Below are 23,561 nucleotides of genomic sequence, written 5' to 3'. Positions count from 1 at the left end.
ATGGTGTCCCATGACGCAAGCCCTTTCTCTCGATCCGCGCAAGACTGCGCTCGTGATGATCGATCTCCAGCACGGCATCGTGAGCCGCCCGGTCGCGCCCCATAGCGGCGCGCAGGTGGTCGAAAAAGCCAAGACCCTCGCCGACGCGCTGCGCGCGCAAGGCGGCACCGTGGTCTGGGTCCACGTGCTGCTCAACGAACTGCTGGCCCTGCCCGCCGACAACCCGATGCACAAGCCGGGCACGCCGCCCGCACCCGCCATCGCCTCCGAACTCGTGCCCGAAATCGGCCAGCAGGACGGCGACGTGGTGATCGCCAAGCGCCAATGGGGCGCGTTCCACGGCACCAACCTCGAACAGCAGCTGCGCCGCCGCGGCATCGACACGATCGTGCTGGGCGGCATCGCCACCAACTTCGGCGTCGAGTCCACCGCGCGCGCGGCCTTCGATCAGGGCTTCAAGCTCGTGTTCGTCGAAGACGCCACGTCGGGTCTGAACGAAGCAATGCACCACTTCTCGTTCGAGAAGCTGTTCGGCTTCATGGGCCACGTGCGCACGACGCAGGAAACCGTCGCCGCGATCACGGGCGCATAAGGCCCGATACGGTCACACGTCACGTACGTCACCGACGTTAAGCACACGCGCAAACAAAAAAGCCCTCGATGCGAATCGAGGGCTTTTTTTCTGTGCCGTTCTGTGCGAACGGCGCGAGAACGGACCTGGGGGCGTGAGCCTTAAGCGAAGTTCTTCGCTGCGAAGTCCCAGTTCACGATGTTCCAGAACGCTTCGACGAACTTCGGACGTGCGTTGCGGTAATCGATGTAGTAAGCGTGTTCCCAGACGTCGATCGTGATCAGCGCCGTAGCGTCGGTCGTGAGCGGCGTAGCGGCGTTGCTGGTCGACACGATGTCGAGCGAGCCGTCAGCCTTCTTCACGAGCCACGTCCAGCCCGAACCGAAGTTACCGACTGCAGCCTTCGTGAAGGCTTCCTTGAACGCGTCGTAGGAACCCCACTTCGCGTTGATCGCGTCGCCGAGCGCGCCCGACGGTGCGCCGCCGCCCTGGGGCGACAGGCTGTTCCAGAAGAACGTGTGATTCCAGATCTGAGCCGCGTTGTTGAACACGCCGCCCGACGACTTCTTGACGATCTCTTCGAGCGAGAGCTTTTCGAACTCGGTGCCCGGGATCAGGTTGTTCAGGTTCGTGACGTAAGCCTGGTGATGCTTGCCGTAGTGGTATTCAAGCGTCTCTTCCGACATGGTCGGAGCGAGGGCGTTCTTCGCGAACGGCAGCGGCGGGAGCGTAAATGACATGATGCGGTTCCTTCGTCGTGTTATGGGGAGTTCTGCGTAATAACCGGCATGGAGCACTCGATTGTAGGCGAGTTGGAATAACCCCGCAAACGAGCGGACATTATGCCGAACATCGGCTGCACAAGGCTTTCAAGGGCTTTCGCGCACGCACGAACATGACGTTGCGGCAGCGCGAACGATGCCGGCGCGGCGTCCGCGGCGCAGGCTTCGGTTCGCCTGGCGTGAATCGTCGCGACATCACCTCGTGGACTTTCACGACCTTGCGCGAAGCGCAGGCGTCGGCCTGCACGCTTCGCGCAAGCAGCGCGCCTGGCCTTTGCGGCGCGTGCGTGTCAGATCCATCCGATCAATTCGATCGCGTCGATCTCGTCGATCAAGCACCGATCAAGCACCGACGATTCCGCGTGGTTCGTTCAGAAACCTTCGGAAAGACGCGGCTGCACATCGGCGAGCGCGACATCGGCGCTGCCCTGCGCGAGATGCACGGTGAGCCGCTTGCCCGGCTTGAGCGCAGCGGGCGCGAGCACGGCCGCGCCTGTTTGCGCGTCGAGCAGCGCCGCGTAGCCGCGCTCCAGCGTGCGCTGCGGGCTCAGCACTTCGAGCCGCGCCGCGAGTTCCGACACGCGCGCCGACGCCCGCTCACGCTCGCGTACGAAGGCACCGTCGAGACGGCGCGCGAGCCCGTCGAGATGCGCGCGATGCGCGGCCGGATCGGGGCGCGTGCGCTGCCAGCGCATCTGCACGACGTTGAAACTCGCGCGCGCCTGCGCCGTCGCGCGCGAGCCCGCCGAAGCGAGCCGGATCGACAACTGGCGCAGATGCGTGCGCTGCTGCGCGAGCCGATCGCCCGGCGACACGAGACGCCGCGCGAGCCAGTCGAGCTGCTGCGCGCGGCGCTCCATCAGACGGCCGAAGCCGCGCGCGAGCGTGGCGTGACGCTGATCGAGTTCGCGCAGCAGCAGCACGCGCTGCGGGCTCACGAGTTCGGCGGCGGCCGTGGGCGTGGGCGCGCGCACGTCGGCGGCGAAATCGGCGATCGTGAAATCGGTTTCGTGACCCACGCCGCTCACCACCGGAATCTCGCTCGCGGCGATGGCGCGCGCGAGCGTTTCGTCGTTGAACGACCAGAGATCCTCGATCGACCCGCCGCCTCGACACAGCACGATGACATCGACTTCGTTGCGCGCGTTCGCGGTTTCGAGCATCGCCGTGAGTTTTTCCGCCGATCCCGCGCCCTGCACCGGCGCCGGATAGACGATCACGGGCACGTGCGGCGCGCGGCGGCACAGCGTGGTGAGCACGTCGCGCAGCGCGGCGGCCTGCATCGACGTAATCACACCGATTGCGCGCGGATGCGTGGGCAACTCGCGCTTGCGCTCCGCATCGAAGAGACCTTCGGCTTCGAGTTGCGCCTTCAGGCGCAGGAAGGCTTCGTAGAGCCGCCCCTGCCCCGTGCGGCGGACCGCCTCGACGTTCAGTTGCAGCTCGCCGCGCGGCTCATACATCGTGACGAGCGCGCGCACCTCGATGCGGTCGCCCTCGCGCGGCGTGAATTCGGCGTACTGCGCGCGGCCGCGGAACATCACGCAGCGAATCTGCGCCTGCGCGTCCTTGATCGAGAAGTACCAGTGGCCGCTCGCGGCGCGCGTGAAGTTCGACACTTCGCCCGAGATCCAGGCGAGCGGAAACGAGCGCTCGAGCATGGCGCCGATGGCGCGGTTGAGCGCCGAAACCGGGACGACGACGTCGCCGCCCGGAGCGGAGGAAAAGCGGTCGGATAGCATGCGGGGGTGTGATAAGGCGACAACTGAACGGCAAGGATAGCCGCTGGGCGGCCCCGGCGCGCGCTCGCGCGCATCGAGGCCCGTCGAGCGGGCCGGCGGGACAGACGATAGACCGTGACGGGTGCTGCAGTCCAGCAGGAAACGCTCCCAGCGCGCAAGGGCTGCGAAGTGTCCACATTGGCGCTGTCATGCGGCCTGGTCGCCGCGAGGCCTGTGAAAGCCGCAATAATTTGATCTATCCCATTGATTTTGATAGATTTTTTATCCAACAAATATCAGCCGGTACCGATGAGATGGCCGTCGAACGGGCCTTTGCGGGCGCGCGCAGGCCATTTCTCCACAAAGTTATCCACAGCCGCGCGATGAAGGGCCGATGAGGCGGTTTTGCACGCCGTGCAAGCCCGCGCGGCGGCAGGCCCGGCGGCCGTCCAACTTGCCGCGCGGCGGCGTCCCGCGCTAGAGTGCCGGGTTCACGGCGACCCGCCTGGGCGTGTTGCGGCCGATTGCGGCGCATTGCGGCGCGATCACGCGCTGTCCGCCGCGCGCCGCGTCACGGCCGCGCCGTCGCCGTTTTGCATTTTTTCCCGTCGGGCGCCCCGTTTTACGCGCTCGCGCCGAACCGGAGATCCGCCCCGATGCCAGCCTCGTTCATCTGCCTGTCGTGCCGCTTGCGCTTGTCGCGCACGTCGCGCCAGCCGCGCTCATGAGCGGCCCGCTCGCCGATCTGAAGGCACGCGTCGAGACGGATCTCGCGCAAGCCTGGCAACGCCGCGGCGCGCTCGCCTGGGCGCTTACGCCGCTGGCCGCCGTGTTCGCCGCCGTCAGCGGCGCGCGCCGCGCGGCCTTCGCCGCCGGCTGGCTCAAGACCGTGCGCGTGGGCGTGCCGGTCGTGGTGGTCGGCAACGTGACGGTGGGCGGCACCGGCAAAACGCCCACGGTGATCGCGCTCGTCGAGGCGCTGCGCGCCGCCGGCTACACGCCCGGCGTGGTGTCGCGCGGTTACGGCGCGAAAATCGACCGTCCGACGCCCGTGACCGCCGACACGCCCGCACGCGCCTGCGGCGACGAACCGCTGCTGATCGCGCGCCGCACCGGCGTGCCGGTGTGGGTGTCGCCGAACCGCGTCGGCGCCGCGCAGGCACTGTGCGCCGCGCACCCCGACGTCGACGTGATCGTCAGCGACGACGGCCTGCAGCACTACCGCCTCGCGCGCGACTTCGAACTCGTGGTGTTCGACCATCGGCTCGGCGGCAACGGTTTCCTGCTGCCCGCCGGACCGCTGCGCGAACCGCTCTCGCGCCATCGCGACGCCACGCTCGTCAACAATCCGTTCGCGCGCGCGCTGCCCGACTGGCCCGACACCTTCGCACTCAAGCTCGAACCCGGCGAAGCCTGGCATCTGGCGAATCCCGGCCTGCGCCGCCCGCTCGCGCAATTCGCGCAGGTGGCCGGCCAGCCGCCGCTGCGCCTCGTCGCGGCGGCCGGCATCGGCTCGCCCGAGCGCTTTTTCGCGACGCTGCGCGCGGCCGGTCTCGCGCCGCACACGCTGCCGCTGCCCGATCATTACGATTACGCGACGAACCCGTTCGCCGACGTCGCCGCCGACGCGATCCTGGTCACCGAAAAGGATGCAGTAAAATTGGGGGCCTGGAACGACGCGCGCATCTGGGTCGTCCCCGTCGAAGCCGCGCTCGATCATCGTCTTATTACCCTGGTTGTGGAGAAACTCCGTGGACGCTCGTCTGCTTGAAATCCTGGTCTGCCCGATCTGCAAGGGCCCGCTCAGCTACGATCGCGCCGCGCAGGAACTGATCTGCAGCGCCGACAAGCTCGCCTATCCGATCCGCGACGGCATCCCCGTCATGCTCGTGGACGAGGCGCGCCAGACCGTCGAAGGCACGCCCGTCGATCCGAACGCGGCCTGACATGAGCGCCGCGCAACCCTTCATCGCCGTCGTGCCGGCGCGGCTCGCGTCCACGCGACTGCCGAACAAGCCGCTCGCCGACATCGGCGGCAAACCCATGGTCGTGCGCGTGGCCGAGCGCGCCCGCGCGGCCGGCGCGCAGCAGGTGCTGATCGCCTCCGACGCCCAGACGGTGCTCGACGCCGCGCGCGAACATGGCTTCGAAGCCGTGCTCACGCGTGCCGACCATCCCTCGGGCACCGACCGCCTCGCGGAAGTCGCCGAGCACTTTGGCTGGAGCGACGAGACGATCGTGGTCAATGTTCAGGGCGATGAGCCGCTGATCGACCCGCAATTGGTCTGCGACGTGGCGTCGCACCTGGCCGCCCACCCGGACTGCGCGATCGCCACCGCGGCACACCCGATCACGGCACCCGACGAAATCTTCAGCCCTAACGTCGTGAAGGTCGTGCTCGACGCGCGCGGCGTGGCGCTCTACTTCTCGCGCGCGCCCATTCCCTGGGCCCGCGACGCCTGGCAGCCGCACTGGTCGCCGGCCCGTCTCGATCTGGCCGCAATGCCCGCCCCGCCTGCACCGGCAACGGTTTATCGGCATATCGGCCTGTACGCGTATCGCGCGAAATTCCTGCGCACCTACCCCACGCTCGCGCACTCGCCGATCGAGCAGGTGGAGTCGCTCGAACAGTTGCGCGCGATGTGGCACGGCGAGCGCATCGCGGTGCGCGTGACGCCCGAGGCGCCCGCGCCGGGTGTCGACACGCCCGCCGACCTCGCCCGTGTACAGGCGTTATTCCGACCTTAATAACGGTCGTAGTCCGAAAAACCCGTGGCATAATCAATTGTTTGCGCGAGCCGTCTAAGCCTTTGTGCATGCGGGTTTGCCCGCTTTTCTTCCTTTGCTGCCTCCCCCCGCAGCGCCGTCCCCGGTTGGGTTCCGGGCACGTTGCCGCGCGGGATCCGGCGTCACCCCGCAGGCACCGGCCACGCTAGCGTGACCGGCGAGCACGGCGCGAGCAAACGGAAGGAGACGCACGACGCCGCCGACGCCGCCCACGAGGGCAGCCGCCGCGCCGCAAGAATTCACACAGATCGGAGAAATTGGAAATGCGTTTGATCCTGTTGGGCGCCCCCGGCGCGGGCAAGGGAACCCAGGCAAACTTCATCAAGGAACAGTTCGGCATTCCGCAGATCTCGACGGGCGACATGCTGCGCGCCGCCGTGAAAGCGGGCACGCCGCTCGGCCTCGAAGCGAAGCGTTTCATGGATGCGGGCGAACTCGTCACCGACGAGCTCATCATCAATCTCGTGAAGGAACGCCTGAAGGAAGACGACTGCAAGAACGGTTATCTGTTCGACGGTTTCCCGCGCACGCTGCCGCAAGCCGAAGCCATGAAGCAGGCCGGCGTCGCGATCGACTACGTGCTCGAGATCGACGTGCCGTTCGACGAGATCATCGTGCGCATGAGCGGCCGCCGCATGCACCCGGCATCGGGCCGCACGTACCACACGAAGTTCAACCCGCCGAAGCAGGACATGCTCGACGACGTCACCGGCGAGCCGCTCGTGCAGCGCGACGACGACAAGGAAGAAACCGTGCGCAAGCGTCTCGACGTGTACACGGCGCAAACCAAGCCGCTGATCGCCTACTACAGCGAATGGGCGCAGCGCGGTGAAGAAAACGGCCTGAAGGCGCCGCAGTACCGCGCGATCTCGGGTCTGGGCAGCGTCGACGAAATCCGCAACCGCGTGTTCGACGCACTGAAGTAAGAACGTCCCTTGCCGGCCATGCCGGGCGAGGCCCGGCGCAAGCCGGCCTCCCCTCTGGCCGGCCCTCTCTCCTCCTCTGCACGTTTTCGCCGATGAGTCGCGGGCTGGCCCGCACATAACAATCATCGAAGAAAACATCGATCTCAGATCGAGCAGCCTGGAGGCAGACACATGCAAATCCGCGACAACGTATTCCTGATCACCGGCGGCGCTTCGGGCCTCGGTGCGGCCACTGCACGCCTGATCGCAGCGGAAGGCGGCAAGGTCGCGCTCGCCGACCTCAACGAGGAAGCAGGCGAAGCGCTCGCGAAAGAACTCGGCGGCACGTTCGTCAAATGCAACGTCGCGAGCGAGGAAGACGGCGCGAAAGCCGTGGCCGCGGCCACCGCGCTCGGCACGCTGCGCGGCCTCGTCAATTGCGCGGGCATCGCGCCCGCCATCAAGACCGTCGGCAAGGACGGCCCGCATCCGCTCGACGCATTCAGCAAGACCATCTCGGTCAATCTGATCGGCACCTTCAACATGATCCGTCTCGCGGCCGCCGCGATCGCGCAGACCGCGCCCAGCGCGGGCGGCGAGCGCGGCGTGATCGTCAACACGGCTTCCGTGGCGGCCTACGACGGCCAGATCGGCCAGGCGGCCTATGCGGCCTCGAAAGGCGGCGTGGTCGCCCTGACGCTGCCAGTCGCGCGCGACCTGTCGCGCAGCGGCATCCGCGTGATGACGATCGCCCCCGGCATCTTCGAAACGCCGATGCTGCTCGGCATGCCCCAGGACGTGCAGGACGCGCTCGGCGCGATGGTGCCGTTCCCGCCGCGCCTCGGCAAACCCGACGAGTACGCCATGCTGGTCAAGCAGATCGTCGAAAACCCGATGCTCAACGGCGAAGTGATCCGCCTCGACGGCGCGATCCGCATGCAGCCGAAGTGACATTGACCGGCGATTGTTTTTACACGCCGAAGTAAAAAAAGCCCGCGAATTCGCGGGCTTTTTTGTCGGCATCGCGTGCACGGGTTGCGTGCACGATGCGCGGCGTCTCAGTCGTTGTCGAGCGTGCGCTGACGCAATTCCTGCAACTGCGATTCGACGACCGTGGCGTCCTCGGCGTCGGGGCGTTCGTCGAGATAATGTTCGAGGTCTTCGAGCGCCGGACGCAGATAGTCGAGCCGCGCATACGCGAAACCGCGGTCGCGCACTTCCTCGATGCTGTACGGCAGCAGGATCACGAGACGCTGCTGGATGCCGAGCAGGCGCTCCCAGCGCTCGGTCTGCAGATACACCGACTTGAGGTTGCGCAGCATGCGCGCGACGATCTCGCGCCGCGTGGCCGGTTCGAGCAGCATGCGCAGCGCGCGCGCCACCGAATCGCCCGCGCTCGCCACATAGGGCTCGAGCATTTCGACCATGTCGGACTCGGTGAGCGCGCGGCCCGTGGTGGGGTCGAGCATGGCGTCGCCGTCGGGCAGCGCCACGCGCAGCAGGAAATGCCCCGGAAACGACACGCCCTGCACCGGCAGACCGAGCTGGCCCGCGATCTCCAGATAGATCACCGCGAGCGAAATCGGAATGCCGCGCCGGCGGCGCAGCACGACATGCAGATGGCTGTTGTCGGGATCGAAGAAGTCGTTCAGATTGGCCGCGAAACCCATTTCGCGGAAGAACACGCGGTTGAGCAGCGCCACCTGCTGACGCAGGTCGGCGCCCTCGGGCATACGTTTGCTGATGCGCAGCGCGAGCTCGTCGATTTCGGCGAGCGTGCCTTGCAGATCGAGGTCCGGGTAGGCGTCCTGCGCGATCGCCAGCGCCGCTTCGGTGAGCGGCAGGCTATCGTCCTCGGCAACGAGCGTGCTGAAATAATCCAGCACCCGCGTGTTCATCGTCGTCGTCACTTCGTGCGCCTCTTGAAGTATGCGTATTTGAAGCCCATCAGCCACAGCATACCGAAATATAGCGCCGCGAACAGAACCAGGCAGGCTGCGAGCAAAGCGATGCGCGCGAGCGGTTCGTGCCGCAGGCCGATCCAGTCGTAGCTGATCGAGCACCAGTGCATCGCCCCTGCCAGCACGAGGCATGCCCCGAGCAGTTGCACGAAGAACGTAGTCCAGCCCGACGACGGCATGTAGATGCCGCGGCGGCGCAGGCCGATAAAGAGCAGCAGCGCGTTCATGCAGGCGCCGAGGCCCACCGACAGCGTCAGACCCGCGTGCGAAAAGATCGGCACGAAGATGTAATTGCTGATCTGCGTGGCGATCAGCACGCCCACGCCGATCTTCACCGGCGTCTTGATGTCCTGGCGCGCATAGAAACCGGGCGCGAGGATCTTGATCAGAATGAGGCCGACGAGACCCACGCCGTACGCGGCCAGCGCGCGGCCCGTCATGATCACCGAGTTGGCGTCGAACTTGCCGTAGTGGAACAGCGTGGCCGTGAGCGGCTCGGCGAAGAAGAACAGCGCGACCGCCGACGGCGCGGCCAGCAGGAAGGTCACGCGCAGGCCCCAGTCGAGCAGCGCGGAATATTCGTGCGGATCGGCGTCGACGTGCGCCTTCGAGAGACTCGGCAGCAAAATCGTGCCGAGCGCCACGCCGAGCAGCGCCGTGGGAAATTCCATCAGGCGGTCGGCGTAGTTGATCCACGACACCGCGCCCGCGCCCAGCCGCGAAGCAATATTCGTATTGATGATCAGGCTGATCTGCGCGACCGAGACCGCGAACATGGCGGGCATCATCTTCGCGAGCACGCGCTTCACGCCGCGATGCGCGAGCGCCTTGAGCGGATTCAGGCCGATGCGCGGCATCATGTCGATGCGCTTCAGCCCCGGCAGCTGCACGATGAACTGCAGCACGCCGCCGACGATCACGGCCCACGCGAGCGCGTAGACCGGCTGCTTCATGTGCGGCGCGAACGCCACCGCCGCCGTGATGAACGAGACGTTGAGCAGCACCGGCGCGAACGCGGGCAGCGAGAATTGCTTGTACGTGTTCAGCACGCCCGAGGCCAGCGACGTCAGCGAAATGAACACGATGTACGGGAACATGATGCGCGTCATCACGACGGCAAGCTGATACGCCTGGCCGTCGCTTTTCAGGCCCGAGGCGACCACGGTCACCACGAACGAGGCACCGAAGATGCCGAGCAGCGAGAGCGCGGCGAGCACCCAGGCGAGCACCGTCGAGGTGGCATCGACGAGCGCGCGGGTGGCGTCGTGGCCTTGCTGGTTCTTGAACTCCGCGAGGATCGGCACGAAAGCCTGCGAAAACGCGCCTTCGGCCGAAATGCGGCGCAGCAGGTTGGGAATGCGGAACGCGACGTAGAAGGCGTCGGTGTACTGGCTCGCGCCGAAAGCACGGGCGATCAGTGTCTCGCGGGCCAGTCCGGTCACGCGCGACAGCAGCGTGAAACCGCTGACCGTCAGCAGGGCTCTGAATAGATTCATGGGGCGCTTATTATACGGGTGCCGTCAGTCACGCCGGCGATGCGCGGCGTCAAGGTTGCCGCAGCGTCTTCCGACACCGCGGCGAGCCCATTCTGACCGCTACGCGGGCGCAGCGTTCGCCGGATTTCCGTCGATTTGTGCACTGCGGACGCCGGATTTTCCGCCGCGTCCCCCTGTGTACCCAGCGCCCCCGGCTCGCGGCAATCGTCACGCGATTGCCATGCCTCTGATTTCGTTGCTATAATTCGCGGTTTCGGGTCGCGTCAGCGTTCCGGAGAAAATCTCGCGCGCCTTGGAAAGAAAGCGCAAAGCGGCTGTTCAATCGGTCCCCTTTGCGGTTTGGCACAAGAGGCGCAGCTGGCAAGTTGTTCTGCTGGCAAATACCGTTTTGCGCTACGGGTGTTCCTCGGGACTTCCCCGGCGCAAATCCAGGCACAGAGCGCTGCACACGCTGGCTGAACACCGGCGCACGCTCCTGAAACATTAGGAACCAACATGGCAAATTCCGCACAAGCACGCAAGCGCGCCCGTCAAGCGACGAAGGCAAACGCACACAACTCGGCACTGCGCTCGAAGTTCCGCACCGCAATCAAGGCTGTTCGCAAGGCAATCGACGCCGGCGACAAGGCAGCGGCTGCTGAAATCCTGAAGGCATCGGCCAAGACGCTGGACATCATCTCGGACAAGAAGATCGTCCACAAGAACAAGGCTGCTCGTCATAAGAGCCGTCTGTCGGCTGCTATCAAGGCAATGGCCTAAGCGATTCGGGAACTTCCCGTTTTTGCTGAATGAAAAACCCGCTTCGGCGGGTTTTTTGTTATCTGCGCATTCGTCGCCCACGCGCCCACCTGGCGCGGGCGTAAAAAAACCCGCCGAAGCGGGTCATTCGCGAAGGGCTGTGGCGCGCGGCGATCAGCGGCCGCTGCCCTGCTGCGTCGCGTGATCGTGCGGCAGTTCGCACGCCTCGGTCACCACGAGATCGTTGTCCTTGGCGAAATTCAGCACGAAGTTGAAGGCCATCGGCTCGATGTCCTTCAGACGCGAGTCGAGCACCACCACCTTGAGATCGCCGATCATGGTCGGGCGCACGTAGAGCGAGTAGCGCAGATAGGCGTTCGGTCCGCGCGCGTTGGCCGACGCTTTCGGGCCGAAGCTCGACATCACGCCTGCCAGACGCTCCGACCAGTCGCTCGGTCGAAACTTCTTCCCCTTGCTGGTGATGCCTTGAATGAAGTATTCGGTAGGAGCGTCGTCGGCCATGTAAGGGTCCTGTGTAACTGCGCGGCGCCGCGTATTTCGTGCGGCTGAAACAAGGGCACGAGCGCGCCGCCGTTCGCGCTTTTCGCGCTGCTTTCGCGGGTCTCCAGCCCCGGACGGTTCGCCCGATGGCCGCGCGCAAGGACAATCCGATGGAAAGGGGAACAGCCGACCGCGCATGTCGGCCCGCGCAACGTCTCGCTATGCAAGACGCAGGGGACCCACGCACAGGCCGCTCCCGCGGGCCTTGCGTGATACGCCGAAAGCCCGCCGTCGTGCCTGAGAAATCGACAAGATTATAGCGCAGCAGCTCTTTTGACGCACCGCACACAAGGTCCTCGACGATGTGTCGAAACGTTGCCGTCCGCCGAAGCAGCGCCCTCATCGCCCATCGGCCGGCCGTTTTGCGCGACTCGTCAAAATGCGCAAAATCCTTTATGCTGCATTGACTTACCACCAACCGCAGCGGCGTCGCCGGCCCAATCCTGCAGTTCGAGGCCGGATCGGGCGCCGTTTTCGTTTCATGACCTCCCGGACCATACGCCATTACCTGCAGTTCAAGGATTTCTCCCTTGACGATTATGAATATGTGCTGGAGCGCGCGCGCATCCTGAAGCGCAAATTCAAGAACTACGAGACCTATCACCCGCTGCACGACCGCACGCTGGCGATGATCTTCGAAAAGAGTTCCACGCGTACGCGTCTCTCGTTCGAAGCGGGCATCTTCCAGCTGGGCGGCCACGCCGTGTTCATGAACACGCGCGACACGCAGCTCGGCCGCGGCGAGCCGATCGAGGATTCGGCGCAGGTCATCTCGCGCATGGTCGACATCATCATGATCCGTACGTTCGGCCAGGACATCATCCGCCGCTTCGCGGAAAGCTCGCGCGTGCCGGTCATCAACGGTCTGACGAACGAATATCACCCCTGCCAGGTGCTGGCCGACATCTTCACGTTCTACGAGCATCGCGGTCCGATCCGCGACAAGACCGTGGCGTGGGTCGGCGACGCCAACAACATGCTGTACACGTGGATCGAAGCCGCGGAAATCCTCGGCTTCAAGCTGCGCATTTCCACGCCGCCGGGCTATCAGCTCGATCCGGCCCTCGTCGCACCGGAAAGCAAGCCGTTCTACGAAGTGTTCGAAGATCCGAACGAAGCCTGCGCGGGCGCGGATCTCGTGACCACCGACGTGTGGACCAGCATGGGCTTCGAAGCCGAAAACGAAGCGCGCATGAAGGCCTTCGCCGACTGGTGCGTGGACAAGGAAATGATGGCGCGCGCCAACGCCGACGCGCTGTTCATGCACTGCCTGCCCGCGCACCGCGGCGAGGAAGTCAGCGCCGAAGTGATCGACGGCCCGCAGAGCGTGGTCTGGGACGAGGCGGAAAACCGCCTGCACGTCCAGAAGGCGCTGATGGAATTCCTGCTGCTCGGCCGCCTGAACCACTAACACCCTCAGCGCCGCGCACCGCAGCGAAAGCGCGGCGCGCGGCCCGTTTGGTGTCAAAATACTGTTTTCCGCGCGTCGGGGCCGCCGATGCGCACAGATCTCACCCGTTACGGATTCACCATGAGCGATATCAAGAAAGTCGTGCTCGCCTACTCCGGCGGCCTCGATACCTCCGTCATCCTGAAGTGGCTGCAGGATAACTACGACGCCGAAGTCGTCACGTTCACGGCCGACATCGGCCAGGGCGAGGAACTCGAGCCGGCGCGCAAGAAGGCGCTCCAACTGGGCATCAAGCAGGAAAACATCTTCATCGACGACCTCCGCGAAGAGTTCGTCCGTGATTTCGTGTTCCCGATGTTCCGCGCCAACGCGCTGTACGAAGGCGAATATCTGCTCGGCACCTCGATCGCCCGTCCGCTGATCGCCAAGCGCCAGATCGAAATCGCCCGCGCGACCGGCGCGCAAGCCGTCTCGCACGGCGCGACCGGCAAGGGCAACGACCAGGTTCGCTTCGAACTCGGCTACTACGCGCTCGAACCGGGCATCAAGGTCATCGCCCCGTGGCGCGAATGGGATCTGCTCTCGCGTGAAAAGCTGCTCGCCTACGCGGAAAACGCCGGCATCCCCATCGACATGAAGCACCGCCAGGGCGGCGCGCCCTACTCGATGGACGCGAACCTGCTGCACATCTCGTTCGAAGGCCGCCACCTCGAAGACCCGAAGGCGGAAGCCGAGGAAGACATGTGGCGCTGGACGGTGTCGCCGGAACAGGCACCGGACGCCGCCGAATTCGTCGACATCGAATACGAGCACGGCGACCCGGTCGCGATCAACGGCAAGCGCATGACGCCGGCCGAGATCCTCACGGAACTGAACCGCCTCGGCGGCAAGCACGGCATCGGCCGTCTGGATCTGGTCGAAAACCGCTACGTCGGCATGAAGTCGCGCGGCTGCTATGAAACGCCGGGCGGCACGATCATGCTCAAGGCGCACCGCGGCATCGAATCGATCACGCTCGACCGCGAAGTCGCGCACCTGAAGGACGACCTGCTCGCCCGCTACGCCTCGCTGGTCTACAACGGCTACTGGTGGGCGCCGGAGCGTCAGGCGCTGCAGGTGCTGATCGACCACACGCAGAAGAACGTCAACGGCTGGGTGCGCGTGAAGCTCTACAAGGGCGGCGTCTCGGTCGTCGCGCGCGACTCGAAGGACACGCTGTTCGACAAGACCATCGCGACCTTCGACGACGACGGCGGCGCCTACAACCAGGCCGACGCCGGCGGCTTCATCAAGCTCAACGCGCTGCGCATGCGCATCGCTGAGAACGCACGCCGTCAACGCGGCAAGTAAGCGTTCGCCGCTTGATCGCGACTTGCGTCGCGTCATGAAAAAACCGCCCTTCGGGGCGGTTTTTTTTCGTCCGGATCCTGCGCGCTGAAGCGTGACTACAGCGTTACTGCACGGTTTCGCCCAGGCGCCGCGCGAGCGATTTCAGCAGCGGCGCGACGCGTTCGCGGAACACCTCCGGCCCCATCGACGAAGCCGGTCCGCTGCAACTGAGCACCAGCCAGCGCCGCTCGCGCGGCTCGCGAAACGGCACCGCGACGGCGTTGACGTCCTCGTGCCAGTCGCGAAACGAATAGCAGACGCCCTCCTTGCCGAAGGTCTCGATCTCGCGCTTCGCCGCTTCCACCAGCGCCGCGCCCTCCGCGCCCGCGTCCTTTTCCAGCTCCGCGAACAGCGCCGCGCGCACGTCGAGCGGCTGCACCGCCAGATAGGCGCGCCCCATCGAACTCGTCAGCATCGACAGCCGCGAGCCGGACGCGAGACCGAGCGTGAGCGCCGTTTCGCTGCGGATCGTCTCCAGATAGATGACGTCGAGCCCGTCGCGGCAGCCGAGCGACACCGCCGCGCCCACTTCCCGCGCAAACGCGCGCAGATGAGGCCGAGCAAGCTCGAGCGTATCGGTGCCCGACAACAGCGCGAAGCCCAATGACAGCACACCGGCGTCGAGCGCATATTTGCCCAGCGACTCGTCGAAACGCAGATAGCCGAGCACGGTCAGCGTGTAGGCGAGCCGGTTGACGGTGGCCTTCGGCAGCCCCGTGCGTTCGACGAAATCGCGATTGCCGAGCAACGTCTCGCCGGGCCGGAACGCGCGCAGCAGTTCGAGCCCGCGCGCGAGCGCCACCACGAACTTGCGCTCGTCGATCGGACCCGACGCCAGCGTGGTCGCAAACGATGAAGAGGCGTTCATTTCAGATGCAGACATAAGCGGGCTAGTGATACACTAAAGTCAATTTGCAAAACATTGTTCCGCTTAGCGGAACCAAAGTCAAGCGCAAATTGCCCATTTCGAGGTTACGAGAGTAAAAGAGAAGGAGAGACACCATGGCCGCACACGCCCAGTTCCATTGGGAAGATCCGCTGCTGCTCGACCAGCAGCTCACCGAAGACGAACGCATGGTGCGCGACGCCGCTGCCGCCTACGCGCAAGACAAGCTCGCGCCGCGCGTGGTGGAAGCGTTCCGTCACGAAAAGACGGACACCGCGATCTTCCGCGAGATGGGCGAAATCGGCCTGCTCGGCCCGACCATCCCCGAACAATACGGCGGCCCGGGTCTGAACTACGTCGCCTACGGCCTGATCGCGCGCGAAGTCGAGCGCATCGACTCGGGTTATCGCTCGATGATGTCGGTGCAGTCGTCGCTCGTGATGGTGCCGATCCACGAATTCGGCTCGGAAGCGCAAAAGCAGAAGTACCTGCCGAAGCTCGCGAGCGGCGAGTGGATCGGCTGCTTCGGGCTGACCGAGCCGAATCACGGCTCCGATCCGGGCAGCATGGTCACGCGCGCGAAGAAGGTCAACGGCGGCTACTCGCTCTCGGGCGCGAAAATGTGGATCACGAATTCGCCGATCGCCGACGTGTTCGTGGTCTGGGCCAAGCTCGAGGAAGACGGCAAGGACGACATCCGCGGCTTCATCCTGGAGAAAGGCTGGAAGGGTCTCTCGGCGCCCGCGATCCACGGCAAGGTGGGCCTGCGCGCCTCGATCACGGGCGAAATCGTGCTCGACGAAGTGTTCGTGCCGGAAGAAAACATCATGCCGGGCGTGAAGGGCCTGCGCGGTCCGTTCACCTGCCTGAACTCGGCGCGCTACGGCATCGCCTGGGGCGCGCTGGGCGCGGCGGAGTCGTGCTGGCACACGGCGCGCCAGTACGTGCTCGACCGCAAGCAGTTCGGCCGCCCGCTCGCCGCGAACCAGCTCATTCAGAAAAAGCTCGCCGACATGCAGACGGAAATTACGCTCGGCCTGCAAGGCTGCCTGCGTCTGGGCCGCATGAAGGACGAAGGCACGGCGGCCGTCGAGATCACGTCGATCATGAAGCGCAACTCGTGCGGCAAGTCGCTCGACATCGCGCGTCTCGCGCGCGACATGCTCGGCGGCAACGGCATCTCGGACGAGTTCGGCGTGGCGCGTCACCTCGTGAACCTCGAAGTCGTGAACACCTACGAGGGCACGCACGACATCCACGCGCTGATCCTCGGCCGCGCACAAACGGGCATTCAGGCGTTCTTCTAAGCGCCGCTTCGAAGCCAACGCACGCTGCGCTGTCGTGAGCGCATAAAAAAACGCCGCACGTTCGACCAACGTGCGGCGTTTTGCTTTTGCGGCGTCTGCGTGACAGCGCTTACTTGTTCGGCTGCGGCGTGAGACGCAGATACGGACGCAGCGCCTTGTAGCCCTTCGGGAATTTCTGCTTGATGACGTCCTCGTCCTTCAGCGACGGCACGATCACCACGTCTTCGCCCTGCTTCCAGTTGCCGGGCGTGGCGACCTGATAGTTGTCCGTGAGCTGCAGCGAGTCGATCACGCGCAGGATTTCGTCGAAGTTACGACCCGTACTCGCCGGATACGTGATGGTGAGGCGCACTTTCTTCTTCGGATCGATCACGAACAGCGAGCGCACCGTGAACGTTTCGCTCGCGTTCGGGTGGATCATGTCGTAGAGCGTCGAGACCGTGCGATCGCCGTCCGCGAGGATCGGGAAACCGACGTTGGCCGCCTGGGTCTCGTTGATGTCCTTGATCCACTCCTTGTGCGACTCGGTGCTATCCACCGACAGCGCGATCGTCTTCACATTGCGCTTCTCGAATTCGTCCTTGAGCTTCGCGGTCAAACCAAGCTCGGTCGTGCATACCGGCGTGAAGTCGGCCGGATGCGAGAACAGCACGCCCCAACTGTCGCCGAGCCAGTCATGGAACTTGATGCGACCAATGCTCGAATCCTGCTCGAAGTCGGGTGCGGTATCGCCAAGACGTAGGCTCATGGTGCGGTTTCCTTTGGACGTGGTGAGGCGGCGCGCGGCGCGAACCGCCGGGTTGATCAAGAGACTCGATACAGACATTCAAGCATACAGGGCGGCAGCGTGCGCCCGAACAAACATCGGGTCAGACCGGTATGAATTTTTGTAATTTTGAGAAGAGTGGTGGAAACTTTACGTGCCAGATCAACTCCATCATCATTCGTCATTTGCGTTTCGTGTCCGTCGGGCGCGACGCGAACACAGCGCAAACGCAGCGCAAATGCGGGTTCACGAACCTTCGCGCGGTGTTCGCGGGTACAAATCGTGCGAATTCAGGCGTCGTGGCGGCGCGTCACGCTTGCCAGCGCCCGTATCTTTGTTACGATTCACGCGTGATGTGACACGATGGGAGCCAGTCAATGTCAGAGGTCAATAAGGAGAGGCTGATGTCCGATATCAAAACCGTCCTCGCGGATGCCGAGGACCTGCTCAAGCAAGCGGCGAGCGCCACCGGCGAACGAGCTTCGGAGCTGCGCGAAACGGCCCTCTCACGCCTGAAGCAGGCGAAGGAAAAGGCGGCCGATGTTCAGGTCGTCGTGGTCGAGAAAGGCAAGAAGGCGGCACGCGCCACCGACGATTACGTTCACGAACATCCGTGGACGTCGATCGGCATCGCCGCAGGTGTGGGCGTGCTGGTTGGCTTGCTGATCAACCGAAAGTAAGTACGACGAACCCGGCACGGTCGGGCGACTCGCCCGCGCGCCGCGGCCAGCATAGGGCGTGAGCCTGCCATCAACGCGCCCGGACACGCGCCGGAGCGCGGCGATTGCATGGCTCATCCGCTGGCACTGGCACGCGCGGCGCAACAGCTCGCCTCGCGATCGCGCCAGCAGATTCGTTAGCCGGCAGGCCGGTGCACCGCACCGGCCTGTCTTTTCTGGGCGCAATCCTTGCGTCACCCCGGTTGCGCAGTCGCCAGGCCGTTAAGCTGCATAAGCCGTTTGCCCGCTTAAGCATTTAACCGTTGGTTGTGCGCAGCCGCCCAAGTCAGCGGCGTACGTCCCTACGCCGGAGCCACCCGCCCTCGCCATGACGACAGACACTCATTCGCAGCGACACGAACATGGACCGGTGCGCCGTCTTCTCGGCTCCGCGTTCGCGATCATCCAGACGCGGCTCGAGTTGATCGGCATCGAGCTGGCCGAAGAAAAGGAGCGCCTGCTCGCCGTGCTGTTTCTCGGCCTGGCCGCGATGATGCTCGCGACCATGGCGCTGATCGCCCTCACCGCGCTGATCGCCATCGCGTTCTGGGACACCTGGCGCTGGCAGGCCCTGGCCGCCATCACACTCGTCTATGCGCTCGCTGCGCTGATCTGCGCGTTCAAGGCGCGTCAGGGACTGCGCGATGCGCCGCTGGTGTTCCAGGCGACGCTCGAAGAATTCGAGAAGGACCGCGAGATCCTTCGCAAACCGTAGATTCACGTTCGCGCGCGCAGCCGCATCCGCCCGCGTTCGTCCCGGTTTTGACCAACCGGGTTTTGACCACCCGGTTTTTGACCACTACTCGCCGCCAATCGAAGCCAATCGAAGCCATGAGCCAACCTCGACCGGATAACGCCTTCCGCCCCTCGCGCGCACGTGGCCGCGACCTGTCCACGCCGCAATTGCGCGCGCTGCGCAAAGAGCTGCTGATCGTGCGCGCCAGCGTCGAGCGCGCCGAAATGGCCGAGTCGGTCGTCGAGTTGCGCGAGGCCGTCACGCACTTCAGCTGGCTGCGCTTTCTCGTGCCCGGCTTCGCCGGTGCGACTGGCGCCGCAAGCGCCGGGGGACTCGGTGCCGGACTCGGCGGCCTGCTCAAGCAATATCCGCTGCTGAGCTCGCTGGCCTCGCTCGTGCTCGCCAAACCGCTGCGCGACAGCGTCGCTTCGGCCGCGCGTCCCGTGATCAAGTGGGGCGGCCTCGCCTTCACGGCGTGGGAAGCCTGGCGCATCTGGCAGCAGGTGCGCCGACAGCGCGGCGCGCCGCAAGGCGGCTCGCGTCGCTACGCCGAAGAAGACGACCTCACGGGCTGATTTCCGCCTGATTTTCCCCATCACGCCCGCGATCACTCCGCGCGCGTTCATCGATCCCTCCAGCAGTCGCGCACGAGTGCCGCGCCCGCATCCGCCCCGCCGATGCGGTTGCCGCGCGCGCCGGCCGCATCCAGCAGGAACGTTCCACACGCGTCGTCGCGCATCGGCCCGCTCTCGACCGGCGCGGCCGCGATCGCGTAGCCGCCGTTCGTATCGTCGCCCGGCAACAGTTTGAGCCGATAGACCGCGCGTCCCGCAGGCGGCGCCTGATCCATGCCCGACGGCAGTGTGGCCACCGATGGAGCTTGCGCATCGACGAATTGCGCCGCGCGATAGAGCGCTGCTGCGGCGTCGATCCGATGACCGCGTGCGATCTGATTGCGCCAGCCCGGCAACGCAAACGCCGCGACAATCGCCGCCGCCGCCAGCGCGATCATCAGTTCGAGCAACGTGAACGCGCGACCGTTGCGTGTCATCTCCCCTCCTCGTTCCGTGCCGTCAGAATGGCCGCGTGACGACGCGCCGCCAGTGCTGCTCGACCCGACTTTCGCCTCGCGTGCCATCGAATACGACCTGCATCTGCAACCAGCTCTGCGCGTTCTCCGTCGCGCCGTAACCGCGTGCCGTGACGAGATACGCGCGCGCCTCGGGACGCGTTGCGATGCGCCACGCCTCGACCAGGCATTGCGGCGCCCGCGTCGCGCCTGGCCACGACGAAAGCGGCGACGCGGCTTGCGCCTCGAAAGTCTCGCGACGCTTCCAGCCGGTCGGTTCGCCCGACTGCGCAGGCGTAACTGGCGCGACCGCAGTTCCGCCGATCAGCGCTCGCGTGCACGCGACGAGCGCGGCGTCGGCGGCATGAAACGACCGCAGATGGTCGGCCATGCCTGCGGCGCTGCGCGCCTCGAACAGCGACGACTCGAACCACGCCGCCGACGTGACGAGCATCATCGACACGATCGCCAGAACGACCGGCAGCGCGACACCGCGCTCGCGCGCACGATGCAGCCCCCCACCACTCGCCGCGCGCATCATGACGACGACATCGACAGCACGTTACGCACGGCGACGTGCCGCCAGAAGGCCTGGCGCGCGCGGCCGTCGGTGGGCATGACGCTCGCGCCGTCGCAATCGACGTAACGCATACGACGCGCCAGCGGCGCGCCTCGCACGAGCACGCAAAGGTCGACGGCGATCACCGAGCCCCACTGGTCGCGCGCGAGCGCCGAGGCATCGAGTGCCTGGGCCGCGCCCGCGAGCCAGTAGCGCAGCCGCAGGCGTTCGACGCCCTCCACCAAAGGCTGCGCCGTGCCGGCCTTGCCGGAACCCTCGCAGTAGAGTTCAGGCTCGCCGGTCGAGCTGCTGGCCTTCGCGTGGAAACGGTTGAGCACTTCGCTGCCGTTGGCGCCGACCGCTTGCCCGAGGCAGTCGGTGACCTGTCCGTTCGTCGATAGCCACGTGGATTCCCCGTCGCCCTGATAACGCAGCGCGAGTCCGTCCGAGCGGTTGGAGAGCGCTTCGCAGGTCGGATTGGCGTCCGCGCCGCCGACCCGGCCACCCGCGCAGCCGAACACCGGCGGTCCGGCCAGCTGCCCCGGCGCATCGGCCGCGACGAAGCCCGCCATCTGGATCTGCTCGCCGATCAGCATCAGCGCGTTCACGCCCGCTTCGTGGATACGCGCGGCGTCGGCGCTCCACGCGAATGCCTGGCGCTGCGAACGATAGGCGGCCAGCGCACCCGCGACGACCACAAGACTCAACGCAACCGCGATCGTGAATTCGAGCAGCGTGTGGCCGCTCGCCTTTCGCTCCCGTGCGTCCCGGAACGCGCGCTTCATTTCGCAAACCCCAGCGAGAAACACGCGCGCCGCATCTGCTCGCCGCCGCTCTCGCATTCCGCGGCGGCCGGCTGCGCATCGGGCGCGGCTTCGTCGCGCGAGGCCGTCCACGTGAGCGTCGCCAGCGAGGCCGCGCCGCCCGCGCTCGTCACCGTGATACGCGCATCCGGCAAGAGCGTGGACGCACGCGACTTCCACAGGTCGGACGCTGGCGCACCAGTCCGTGCGGCTTCCGCGAGTGCATCGGCCACGAACGCCGCCCGCGTGCGCGCCGCCGACGTCATCGCATGCCGCGCGAGCCCCAACTGGGCGTTCAGCAGCCCAAGACCGCACATTGTCATGAGCGCCATCGCGATGACGACTTCGAGCAACGCCGCGCCGCGCGCCGACACGCGCACGCGGCGATTAATATCTCGCGCGCTCATGACGCCGCTCCGCATGCACCCTCGCTCACGCGCGCGCGGCCGCCCGCCGCCACGCGCAGGCAACGGCGCCACGCCGCGCCGCGCGTTGACGCCGCGGCGACACGCGGCGCGATATCGAAATTGCGCAGGCTGCCGATCGTCTGTCCGGCGGGCGGCGTGAACGTGAGTGCGGTGAGCGTGGAAGCGATGGCGATTTCGTCGAGCGCGGGCTGGGCGCGCAGCAGCACGCTCGCGCCCGCCTGTTCGGCCACGACCGCCCAGCCGCACGACCAGTCGGCGAGCCCGGACGGACAGGCCTTGCCCGTGGCAAGACAGTGACGCGCCGCGTCGATCCGGCAAACTGTGATGCGGGCCTTGCGCCGGATCGCCTCGCTGCGCGCGTAGGAAAAGGTGCCGAGCAAGGCGTTCGCGCGCGCGTCCACCTGGTCGCGCACGCGCCACGCCACGAATACCGGGGCGGCAGCCGTGACGCAGATCGCGAACAGCGCGATCACGGCCAGGGTTTCGAGCAAGGTGAAGCCGGCGCATTTCATCTGTAATCCTGATCGATTGGGGATTGCAATCACTCTAGAGGTGAAACGAAACCGGAACAATTAGCCGAACGGCTAGCTGTTGCGCACGCGTTCGGCTCGCGACAATGCAAGCGTCACGAACGACGGCAGCAACGACAGGGAGAAAACGATGGGAACGAAGGGAACGACAGTCAGGCGGGAAACGCGGGCAAGGCGCGCGCGTTCAACCCTTTTTCGGCGGCGTTGCAGCACCGCCCGCGCGGCGGAATTCCTCGATCACGTCCTCGAATTCGGAGACGTCTTCGAAGCGCCGGTAGACAGAAGCGAAACGCACGAACGCGACCTTGTCGAGTTCGCGCAATTCGCCCATCACGAGCTCGCCGAGGCGCTCGCTGCGCACCTCGCGCTCGCCGCTACCGAGCAATTGGTATTCGATACGGGCGACCGCCGCGTCGATCGCATCGGCAGCAACGGGCCGCTTGCGCAGCGCCAGTTGCATGCTCGCCATGATCTTGCGACGGTCGAATTCCGTGCGGCTGCCGTCCTTCTTGACGATCGCCGGCATCGCCAGCTCGACCCGCTCGTACGTCGTGAAACGCTTGTCGCAGGCCGGGCAGCGGCGGCGGCGCCGGATCGCGGCGCCGTCCTCGGACACGCGCGAGTCGACGACTTGCGTGTCTTCATGCCGGCAGAAGGGGCAGCGCATACTGGCTCGACGCTGAGCTTAGCCGTAGACCGGGAAGCGCTTCGTCAGCTCGGCGACCTGCGCCTTCACGCGCTCGATCGTAGCTGCGTCTTCCGGGTTCTCCAGCACGTCGGCGATCAGGTTGCCGACCTGCTCGGCTTCCTTCACGCCGAAGCCGCGCGTGGTCATCGCCGGCGAACCCAGACGGATACCCGAGGTGACGAACGGCTTTTCCGGGTCGTTCGGGATCGCGTTCTTGTTCACGGTGATGTGCGCGGCGCCCAGCACGGCTTCCGCCGCCTTACCGGTGATCTTCTTCGCACGCAGGTCAACCAGCATCACGTGGCTTTCCGTACGGCCGGAGACGATACGCAGACCGCGCTTGACCAGCGTTTCGGCCAGCACGCGTGCGTTCTCGACCACTTGCTGCTGATAGGTCTTGAATTCCGGCGACGCGGCTTCCTTGAACGCGACGGCCTTGCCCGCGATCACGTGCATCAGCGGACCGCCCTGGATGCCCGGGAAGATCGCCGAGTTGATGGCCTTCTCGTGCTCGGCCTTCATCAGGATCACGCCGCCGCGCGGGCCGCGCAGGCTCTTGTGCGTGGTCGTGGTGACGAAGTCGGCGAACGGCACCGGGTTCGGGTAGACACCCGCGGCGATCAGGCCCGCGTAGTGCGCCATGTCGACCATGAAGTACGCGCCGACGGCCTTGGCCACCTTGGCGATACGCTCGAAGTCGATGCGCAGCGCGAACGCCGATGCGCCCGCGATGATCAGCTTCGGCTTG

The 23,561-nt window shown here is 65.8% G+C and carries 27 protein-coding genes; 13 read left to right on the top strand and 14 right to left on the bottom strand.

What is annotated here, in order from left to right; all coding sequences use genetic code 11:
* Positions 1-10: 10 nt before the first annotated feature.
* Positions 11-592: an isochorismatase family protein gene (locus U4Y88_RS37190; protein ID WP_310630437.1), complete on the top strand. Its 582-nt coding sequence runs from the start codon at positions 11-13 to the stop codon at positions 590-592.
* A gap of 140 nt (positions 593-732) precedes the next feature.
* Here the strand turns inward: U4Y88_RS37190 and sodB are convergent, their stop codons facing one another.
* Both sodB and xseA read right to left on the bottom strand, forming a co-directional pair.
* The gene (gene sodB / locus U4Y88_RS37185; protein WP_224016259.1) at positions 733-1,311 is read right to left on the bottom strand and encodes a superoxide dismutase; all 579 of its coding nucleotides are present in this window, start codon (positions 1,309-1,311) and stop codon (positions 733-735) included.
* Between the two features lie 413 nt (positions 1,312-1,724).
* Positions 1,725-3,095: an exodeoxyribonuclease VII large subunit gene (gene xseA, locus U4Y88_RS37180; RefSeq protein WP_321790011.1), complete on the bottom strand. Its 1,371-nt coding sequence runs from the start codon at positions 3,093-3,095 to the stop codon at positions 1,725-1,727.
* A gap of 703 nt (positions 3,096-3,798) precedes the next feature.
* Between xseA and lpxK the strand changes: the two genes are divergently transcribed.
* The 5 genes from lpxK to U4Y88_RS37155 all read left to right on the top strand — a co-directional run bounded on the left by lpxK (position 3,799) and on the right by U4Y88_RS37155 (position 7,717).
* Entirely contained in the window at positions 3,799-4,845 is a 1,047-nt protein-coding gene (gene lpxK, locus U4Y88_RS37175; protein ID WP_224016265.1) for a tetraacyldisaccharide 4'-kinase, read from the top strand.
* Positions 4,826-5,020, top strand: a complete 195-nt coding sequence (locus tag U4Y88_RS37170; RefSeq protein ID WP_065065227.1) for a Trm112 family protein — start codon at positions 4,826-4,828, stop codon at positions 5,018-5,020. The genes lpxK and U4Y88_RS37170 overlap by 20 nt, the downstream gene beginning before the upstream one ends.
* Before the next feature lies 1 nt (position 5,021).
* Positions 5,022-5,822, top strand: a complete 801-nt coding sequence (gene kdsB, locus U4Y88_RS37165; protein WP_310630441.1) for a 3-deoxy-manno-octulosonate cytidylyltransferase — start codon at positions 5,022-5,024, stop codon at positions 5,820-5,822.
* A 302-nt stretch (positions 5,823-6,124) separates the two neighbouring features.
* Positions 6,125-6,787 (top strand): adenylate kinase, encoded by a 663-nt coding sequence (adk, locus tag U4Y88_RS37160; protein WP_224016270.1) that lies wholly within the window; start codon positions 6,125-6,127, stop codon positions 6,785-6,787.
* Positions 6,788-6,958: 171 nt separating this feature from the next.
* Positions 6,959-7,717, top strand: coding sequence for a 3-hydroxyacyl-CoA dehydrogenase (locus tag U4Y88_RS37155; protein WP_321790009.1), 759 nt, complete (start codon positions 6,959-6,961; stop codon positions 7,715-7,717).
* A gap of 107 nt (positions 7,718-7,824) precedes the next feature.
* Here U4Y88_RS37155 and U4Y88_RS37150 read toward each other — a convergent pair whose 3' ends face one another.
* Positions 7,825-8,664 (bottom strand): SirB1 family protein, encoded by an 840-nt coding sequence (locus U4Y88_RS37150; protein WP_224016635.1) that lies wholly within the window; start codon positions 8,662-8,664, stop codon positions 7,825-7,827.
* Positions 8,665-8,672: 8 nt separating this feature from the next.
* Positions 8,673-10,223, bottom strand: coding sequence for a murein biosynthesis integral membrane protein MurJ (murJ, locus tag U4Y88_RS37145; protein ID WP_321790007.1), 1,551 nt, complete (start codon positions 10,221-10,223; stop codon positions 8,673-8,675).
* 495 nt (positions 10,224-10,718) lie between these two features.
* Here murJ and rpsT point away from each other — a divergent pair, with 495 nt between their 5' ends.
* Entirely contained in the window at positions 10,719-10,982 is a 264-nt protein-coding gene (rpsT, locus tag U4Y88_RS37140) for a 30S ribosomal protein S20 (protein WP_224016278.1), read from the top strand.
* 153 nt (positions 10,983-11,135) lie between these two features.
* Here the strand turns inward: rpsT and U4Y88_RS37135 are convergent, their stop codons facing one another.
* Positions 11,136-11,483 (bottom strand): DUF3579 domain-containing protein, encoded by a 348-nt coding sequence (locus tag U4Y88_RS37135; RefSeq protein WP_205995976.1) that lies wholly within the window; start codon positions 11,481-11,483, stop codon positions 11,136-11,138.
* Positions 11,484-12,003: 520 nt separating this feature from the next.
* Here U4Y88_RS37135 and argF point away from each other — a divergent pair.
* Positions 12,004-12,933 (top strand): ornithine carbamoyltransferase, encoded by a 930-nt coding sequence (gene argF, locus U4Y88_RS37130; RefSeq protein ID WP_310630443.1) that lies wholly within the window; start codon positions 12,004-12,006, stop codon positions 12,931-12,933.
* 120 nt (positions 12,934-13,053) lie between these two features.
* Positions 13,054-14,283 carry an argininosuccinate synthase gene (locus U4Y88_RS37125; protein ID WP_065065236.1) on the top strand — a complete coding sequence of 410 codons (1,230 nt, stop codon included), beginning with the start codon at positions 13,054-13,056 and terminating at the stop codon, positions 14,281-14,283.
* 103 nt (positions 14,284-14,386) lie between these two features.
* Here U4Y88_RS37125 and U4Y88_RS37120 read toward each other — a convergent pair whose 3' ends face one another.
* On the bottom strand, positions 14,387-15,190 hold the full coding sequence (locus tag U4Y88_RS37120; RefSeq protein ID WP_321790005.1) for an IclR family transcriptional regulator: 804 nt from the start codon (positions 15,188-15,190) through the stop codon (positions 14,387-14,389).
* Positions 15,191-15,324: 134 nt separating this feature from the next.
* Here U4Y88_RS37120 and U4Y88_RS37115 point away from each other — a divergent pair, with 134 nt between their 5' ends.
* Positions 15,325-16,515 carry an acyl-CoA dehydrogenase gene (locus U4Y88_RS37115; protein ID WP_321790003.1) on the top strand — a complete coding sequence of 397 codons (1,191 nt, stop codon included), beginning with the start codon at positions 15,325-15,327 and terminating at the stop codon, positions 16,513-16,515.
* 109 nt (positions 16,516-16,624) lie between these two features.
* Here the strand turns inward: U4Y88_RS37115 and U4Y88_RS37110 are convergent, their stop codons facing one another.
* Entirely contained in the window at positions 16,625-17,263 is a 639-nt protein-coding gene (locus tag U4Y88_RS37110) for a peroxiredoxin (RefSeq protein ID WP_224016291.1), read from the bottom strand.
* 395 nt (positions 17,264-17,658) lie between these two features.
* Here U4Y88_RS37110 and U4Y88_RS37105 point away from each other — a divergent pair, with 395 nt between their 5' ends.
* The 3 genes from U4Y88_RS37105 to U4Y88_RS37095 all read left to right on the top strand — a co-directional run bounded on the left by U4Y88_RS37105 (position 17,659) and on the right by U4Y88_RS37095 (position 19,311).
* Positions 17,659-17,961, top strand: a complete 303-nt coding sequence (locus U4Y88_RS37105) for a DUF883 family protein (RefSeq protein ID WP_027817793.1) — start codon at positions 17,659-17,661, stop codon at positions 17,959-17,961.
* Between the two features lie 367 nt (positions 17,962-18,328).
* A complete protein-coding gene (locus U4Y88_RS37100; protein ID WP_224016294.1) occupies positions 18,329-18,715 on the top strand; it encodes a phage holin family protein in 387 nt (128 codons plus the stop codon).
* 116 nt (positions 18,716-18,831) lie between these two features.
* On the top strand, positions 18,832-19,311 hold the full coding sequence (locus tag U4Y88_RS37095) for a DUF3318 domain-containing protein (RefSeq protein ID WP_321790001.1): 480 nt from the start codon (positions 18,832-18,834) through the stop codon (positions 19,309-19,311).
* 47 nt (positions 19,312-19,358) lie between these two features.
* Here the strand turns inward: U4Y88_RS37095 and U4Y88_RS37090 are convergent, their stop codons facing one another.
* The 7 genes from U4Y88_RS37090 to U4Y88_RS37060 form a co-directional block, all read right to left on the bottom strand.
* Complete coding sequence (locus U4Y88_RS37090) at positions 19,359-19,787, bottom strand: type IV pilin protein (protein WP_321789999.1); 429 nt, start codon at positions 19,785-19,787, stop codon at positions 19,359-19,361.
* A 22-nt stretch (positions 19,788-19,809) separates the two neighbouring features.
* Positions 19,810-20,346, bottom strand: a complete 537-nt coding sequence (locus tag U4Y88_RS37085; RefSeq protein ID WP_321789997.1) for a hypothetical protein — start codon at positions 20,344-20,346, stop codon at positions 19,810-19,812.
* Complete coding sequence (locus U4Y88_RS37080; RefSeq protein ID WP_321789995.1) at positions 20,343-21,149, bottom strand: PilW family protein; 807 nt, start codon at positions 21,147-21,149, stop codon at positions 20,343-20,345. Before U4Y88_RS37080 ends, U4Y88_RS37085 begins: the two co-directional genes overlap by 4 nt.
* A complete protein-coding gene (locus U4Y88_RS37075) occupies positions 21,146-21,574 on the bottom strand; it encodes a hypothetical protein (protein WP_321789993.1) in 429 nt (142 codons plus the stop codon). The genes U4Y88_RS37080 and U4Y88_RS37075 overlap by 4 nt, the downstream gene beginning before the upstream one ends.
* Entirely contained in the window at positions 21,571-22,107 is a 537-nt protein-coding gene (locus U4Y88_RS37070) for a GspH/FimT family pseudopilin (RefSeq protein ID WP_321789991.1), read from the bottom strand. The genes U4Y88_RS37075 and U4Y88_RS37070 overlap by 4 nt, the downstream gene beginning before the upstream one ends.
* 202 nt (positions 22,108-22,309) lie before the next feature.
* Complete coding sequence (gene nrdR / locus U4Y88_RS37065) at positions 22,310-22,792, bottom strand: transcriptional regulator NrdR (RefSeq protein ID WP_224016313.1); 483 nt, start codon at positions 22,790-22,792, stop codon at positions 22,310-22,312.
* An 18-nt stretch (positions 22,793-22,810) separates the two neighbouring features.
* A partial coding sequence (locus U4Y88_RS37060; protein WP_321789989.1) for a serine hydroxymethyltransferase occupies positions 22,811-23,561 on the bottom strand: 751 nt, incomplete at its 5' end.

The sequence above is a fragment of the Paraburkholderia sp. J94 genome (assembly GCF_905220285.1).
Classification (GTDB): domain Bacteria; phylum Pseudomonadota; class Gammaproteobacteria; order Burkholderiales; family Burkholderiaceae; genus Paraburkholderia; species Paraburkholderia tropica_A.
The sequence above is the reverse complement of the archived record's forward strand: the minus strand, read 5'-3'. Positions and strand labels throughout refer to the sequence as shown.

What these genes read in the sequence shown, in the direction of transcription:
- U4Y88_RS37085 (WP_321789997.1), bottom strand. Translation starts at nt 20,346, where the DNA reads ATGATGCGCGCGGCGAGTGGTGGGGGGCTGCATCGTGCGCGCGAGCGC.
- U4Y88_RS37135 (WP_205995976.1), bottom strand. Translation starts at nt 11,483, where the DNA reads ATGGCCGACGACGCTCCTACCGAATACTTCATTCAAGGCATCACCAGC.
- U4Y88_RS37095 (WP_321790001.1), top strand. Translation starts at nt 18,832, where the DNA reads ATGAGCCAACCTCGACCGGATAACGCCTTCCGCCCCTCGCGCGCACGT.
- nrdR (WP_224016313.1), bottom strand. Translation starts at nt 22,792, where the DNA reads ATGCGCTGCCCCTTCTGCCGGCATGAAGACACGCAAGTCGTCGACTCG.
- U4Y88_RS37115 (WP_321790003.1), top strand. Translation starts at nt 15,325, where the DNA reads ATGGCCGCACACGCCCAGTTCCATTGGGAAGATCCGCTGCTGCTCGAC.
- xseA (WP_321790011.1), bottom strand. Translation starts at nt 3,095, where the DNA reads ATGCTATCCGACCGCTTTTCCTCCGCTCCGGGCGGCGACGTCGTCGTC.
- U4Y88_RS37125 (WP_065065236.1), top strand. Translation starts at nt 13,054, where the DNA reads ATGAGCGATATCAAGAAAGTCGTGCTCGCCTACTCCGGCGGCCTCGAT.
- argF (WP_310630443.1), top strand. Translation starts at nt 12,004, where the DNA reads ATGACCTCCCGGACCATACGCCATTACCTGCAGTTCAAGGATTTCTCC.
- U4Y88_RS37120 (WP_321790005.1), bottom strand. Translation starts at nt 15,190, where the DNA reads ATGAACGCCTCTTCATCGTTTGCGACCACGCTGGCGTCGGGTCCGATC.
- U4Y88_RS37150 (WP_224016635.1), bottom strand. Translation starts at nt 8,664, where the DNA reads ATGAACACGCGGGTGCTGGATTATTTCAGCACGCTCGTTGCCGAGGAC.
- U4Y88_RS37100 (WP_224016294.1), top strand. Translation starts at nt 18,329, where the DNA reads ATGACGACAGACACTCATTCGCAGCGACACGAACATGGACCGGTGCGC.
- U4Y88_RS37155 (WP_321790009.1), top strand. Translation starts at nt 6,959, where the DNA reads ATGCAAATCCGCGACAACGTATTCCTGATCACCGGCGGCGCTTCGGGC.
- U4Y88_RS37105 (WP_027817793.1), top strand. Translation starts at nt 17,659, where the DNA reads ATGTCAGAGGTCAATAAGGAGAGGCTGATGTCCGATATCAAAACCGTC.
- U4Y88_RS37080 (WP_321789995.1), bottom strand. Translation starts at nt 21,149, where the DNA reads ATGAAGCGCGCGTTCCGGGACGCACGGGAGCGAAAGGCGAGCGGCCAC.
- murJ (WP_321790007.1), bottom strand. Translation starts at nt 10,223, where the DNA reads ATGAATCTATTCAGAGCCCTGCTGACGGTCAGCGGTTTCACGCTGCTG.
- U4Y88_RS37070 (WP_321789991.1), bottom strand. Translation starts at nt 22,107, where the DNA reads ATGAAATGCGCCGGCTTCACCTTGCTCGAAACCCTGGCCGTGATCGCG.
- sodB (WP_224016259.1), bottom strand. Translation starts at nt 1,311, where the DNA reads ATGTCATTTACGCTCCCGCCGCTGCCGTTCGCGAAGAACGCCCTCGCT.
- rpsT (WP_224016278.1), top strand. Translation starts at nt 10,719, where the DNA reads ATGGCAAATTCCGCACAAGCACGCAAGCGCGCCCGTCAAGCGACGAAG.
- kdsB (WP_310630441.1), top strand. Translation starts at nt 5,022, where the DNA reads ATGAGCGCCGCGCAACCCTTCATCGCCGTCGTGCCGGCGCGGCTCGCG.
- adk (WP_224016270.1), top strand. Translation starts at nt 6,125, where the DNA reads ATGCGTTTGATCCTGTTGGGCGCCCCCGGCGCGGGCAAGGGAACCCAG.
- U4Y88_RS37110 (WP_224016291.1), bottom strand. Translation starts at nt 17,263, where the DNA reads ATGAGCCTACGTCTTGGCGATACCGCACCCGACTTCGAGCAGGATTCG.
- lpxK (WP_224016265.1), top strand. Translation starts at nt 3,799, where the DNA reads ATGAGCGGCCCGCTCGCCGATCTGAAGGCACGCGTCGAGACGGATCTC.
- U4Y88_RS37075 (WP_321789993.1), bottom strand. Translation starts at nt 21,574, where the DNA reads ATGAGCGCGCGAGATATTAATCGCCGCGTGCGCGTGTCGGCGCGCGGC.
- U4Y88_RS37190 (WP_310630437.1), top strand. Translation starts at nt 11, where the DNA reads ATGACGCAAGCCCTTTCTCTCGATCCGCGCAAGACTGCGCTCGTGATG.
- U4Y88_RS37090 (WP_321789999.1), bottom strand. Translation starts at nt 19,787, where the DNA reads ATGACACGCAACGGTCGCGCGTTCACGTTGCTCGAACTGATGATCGCG.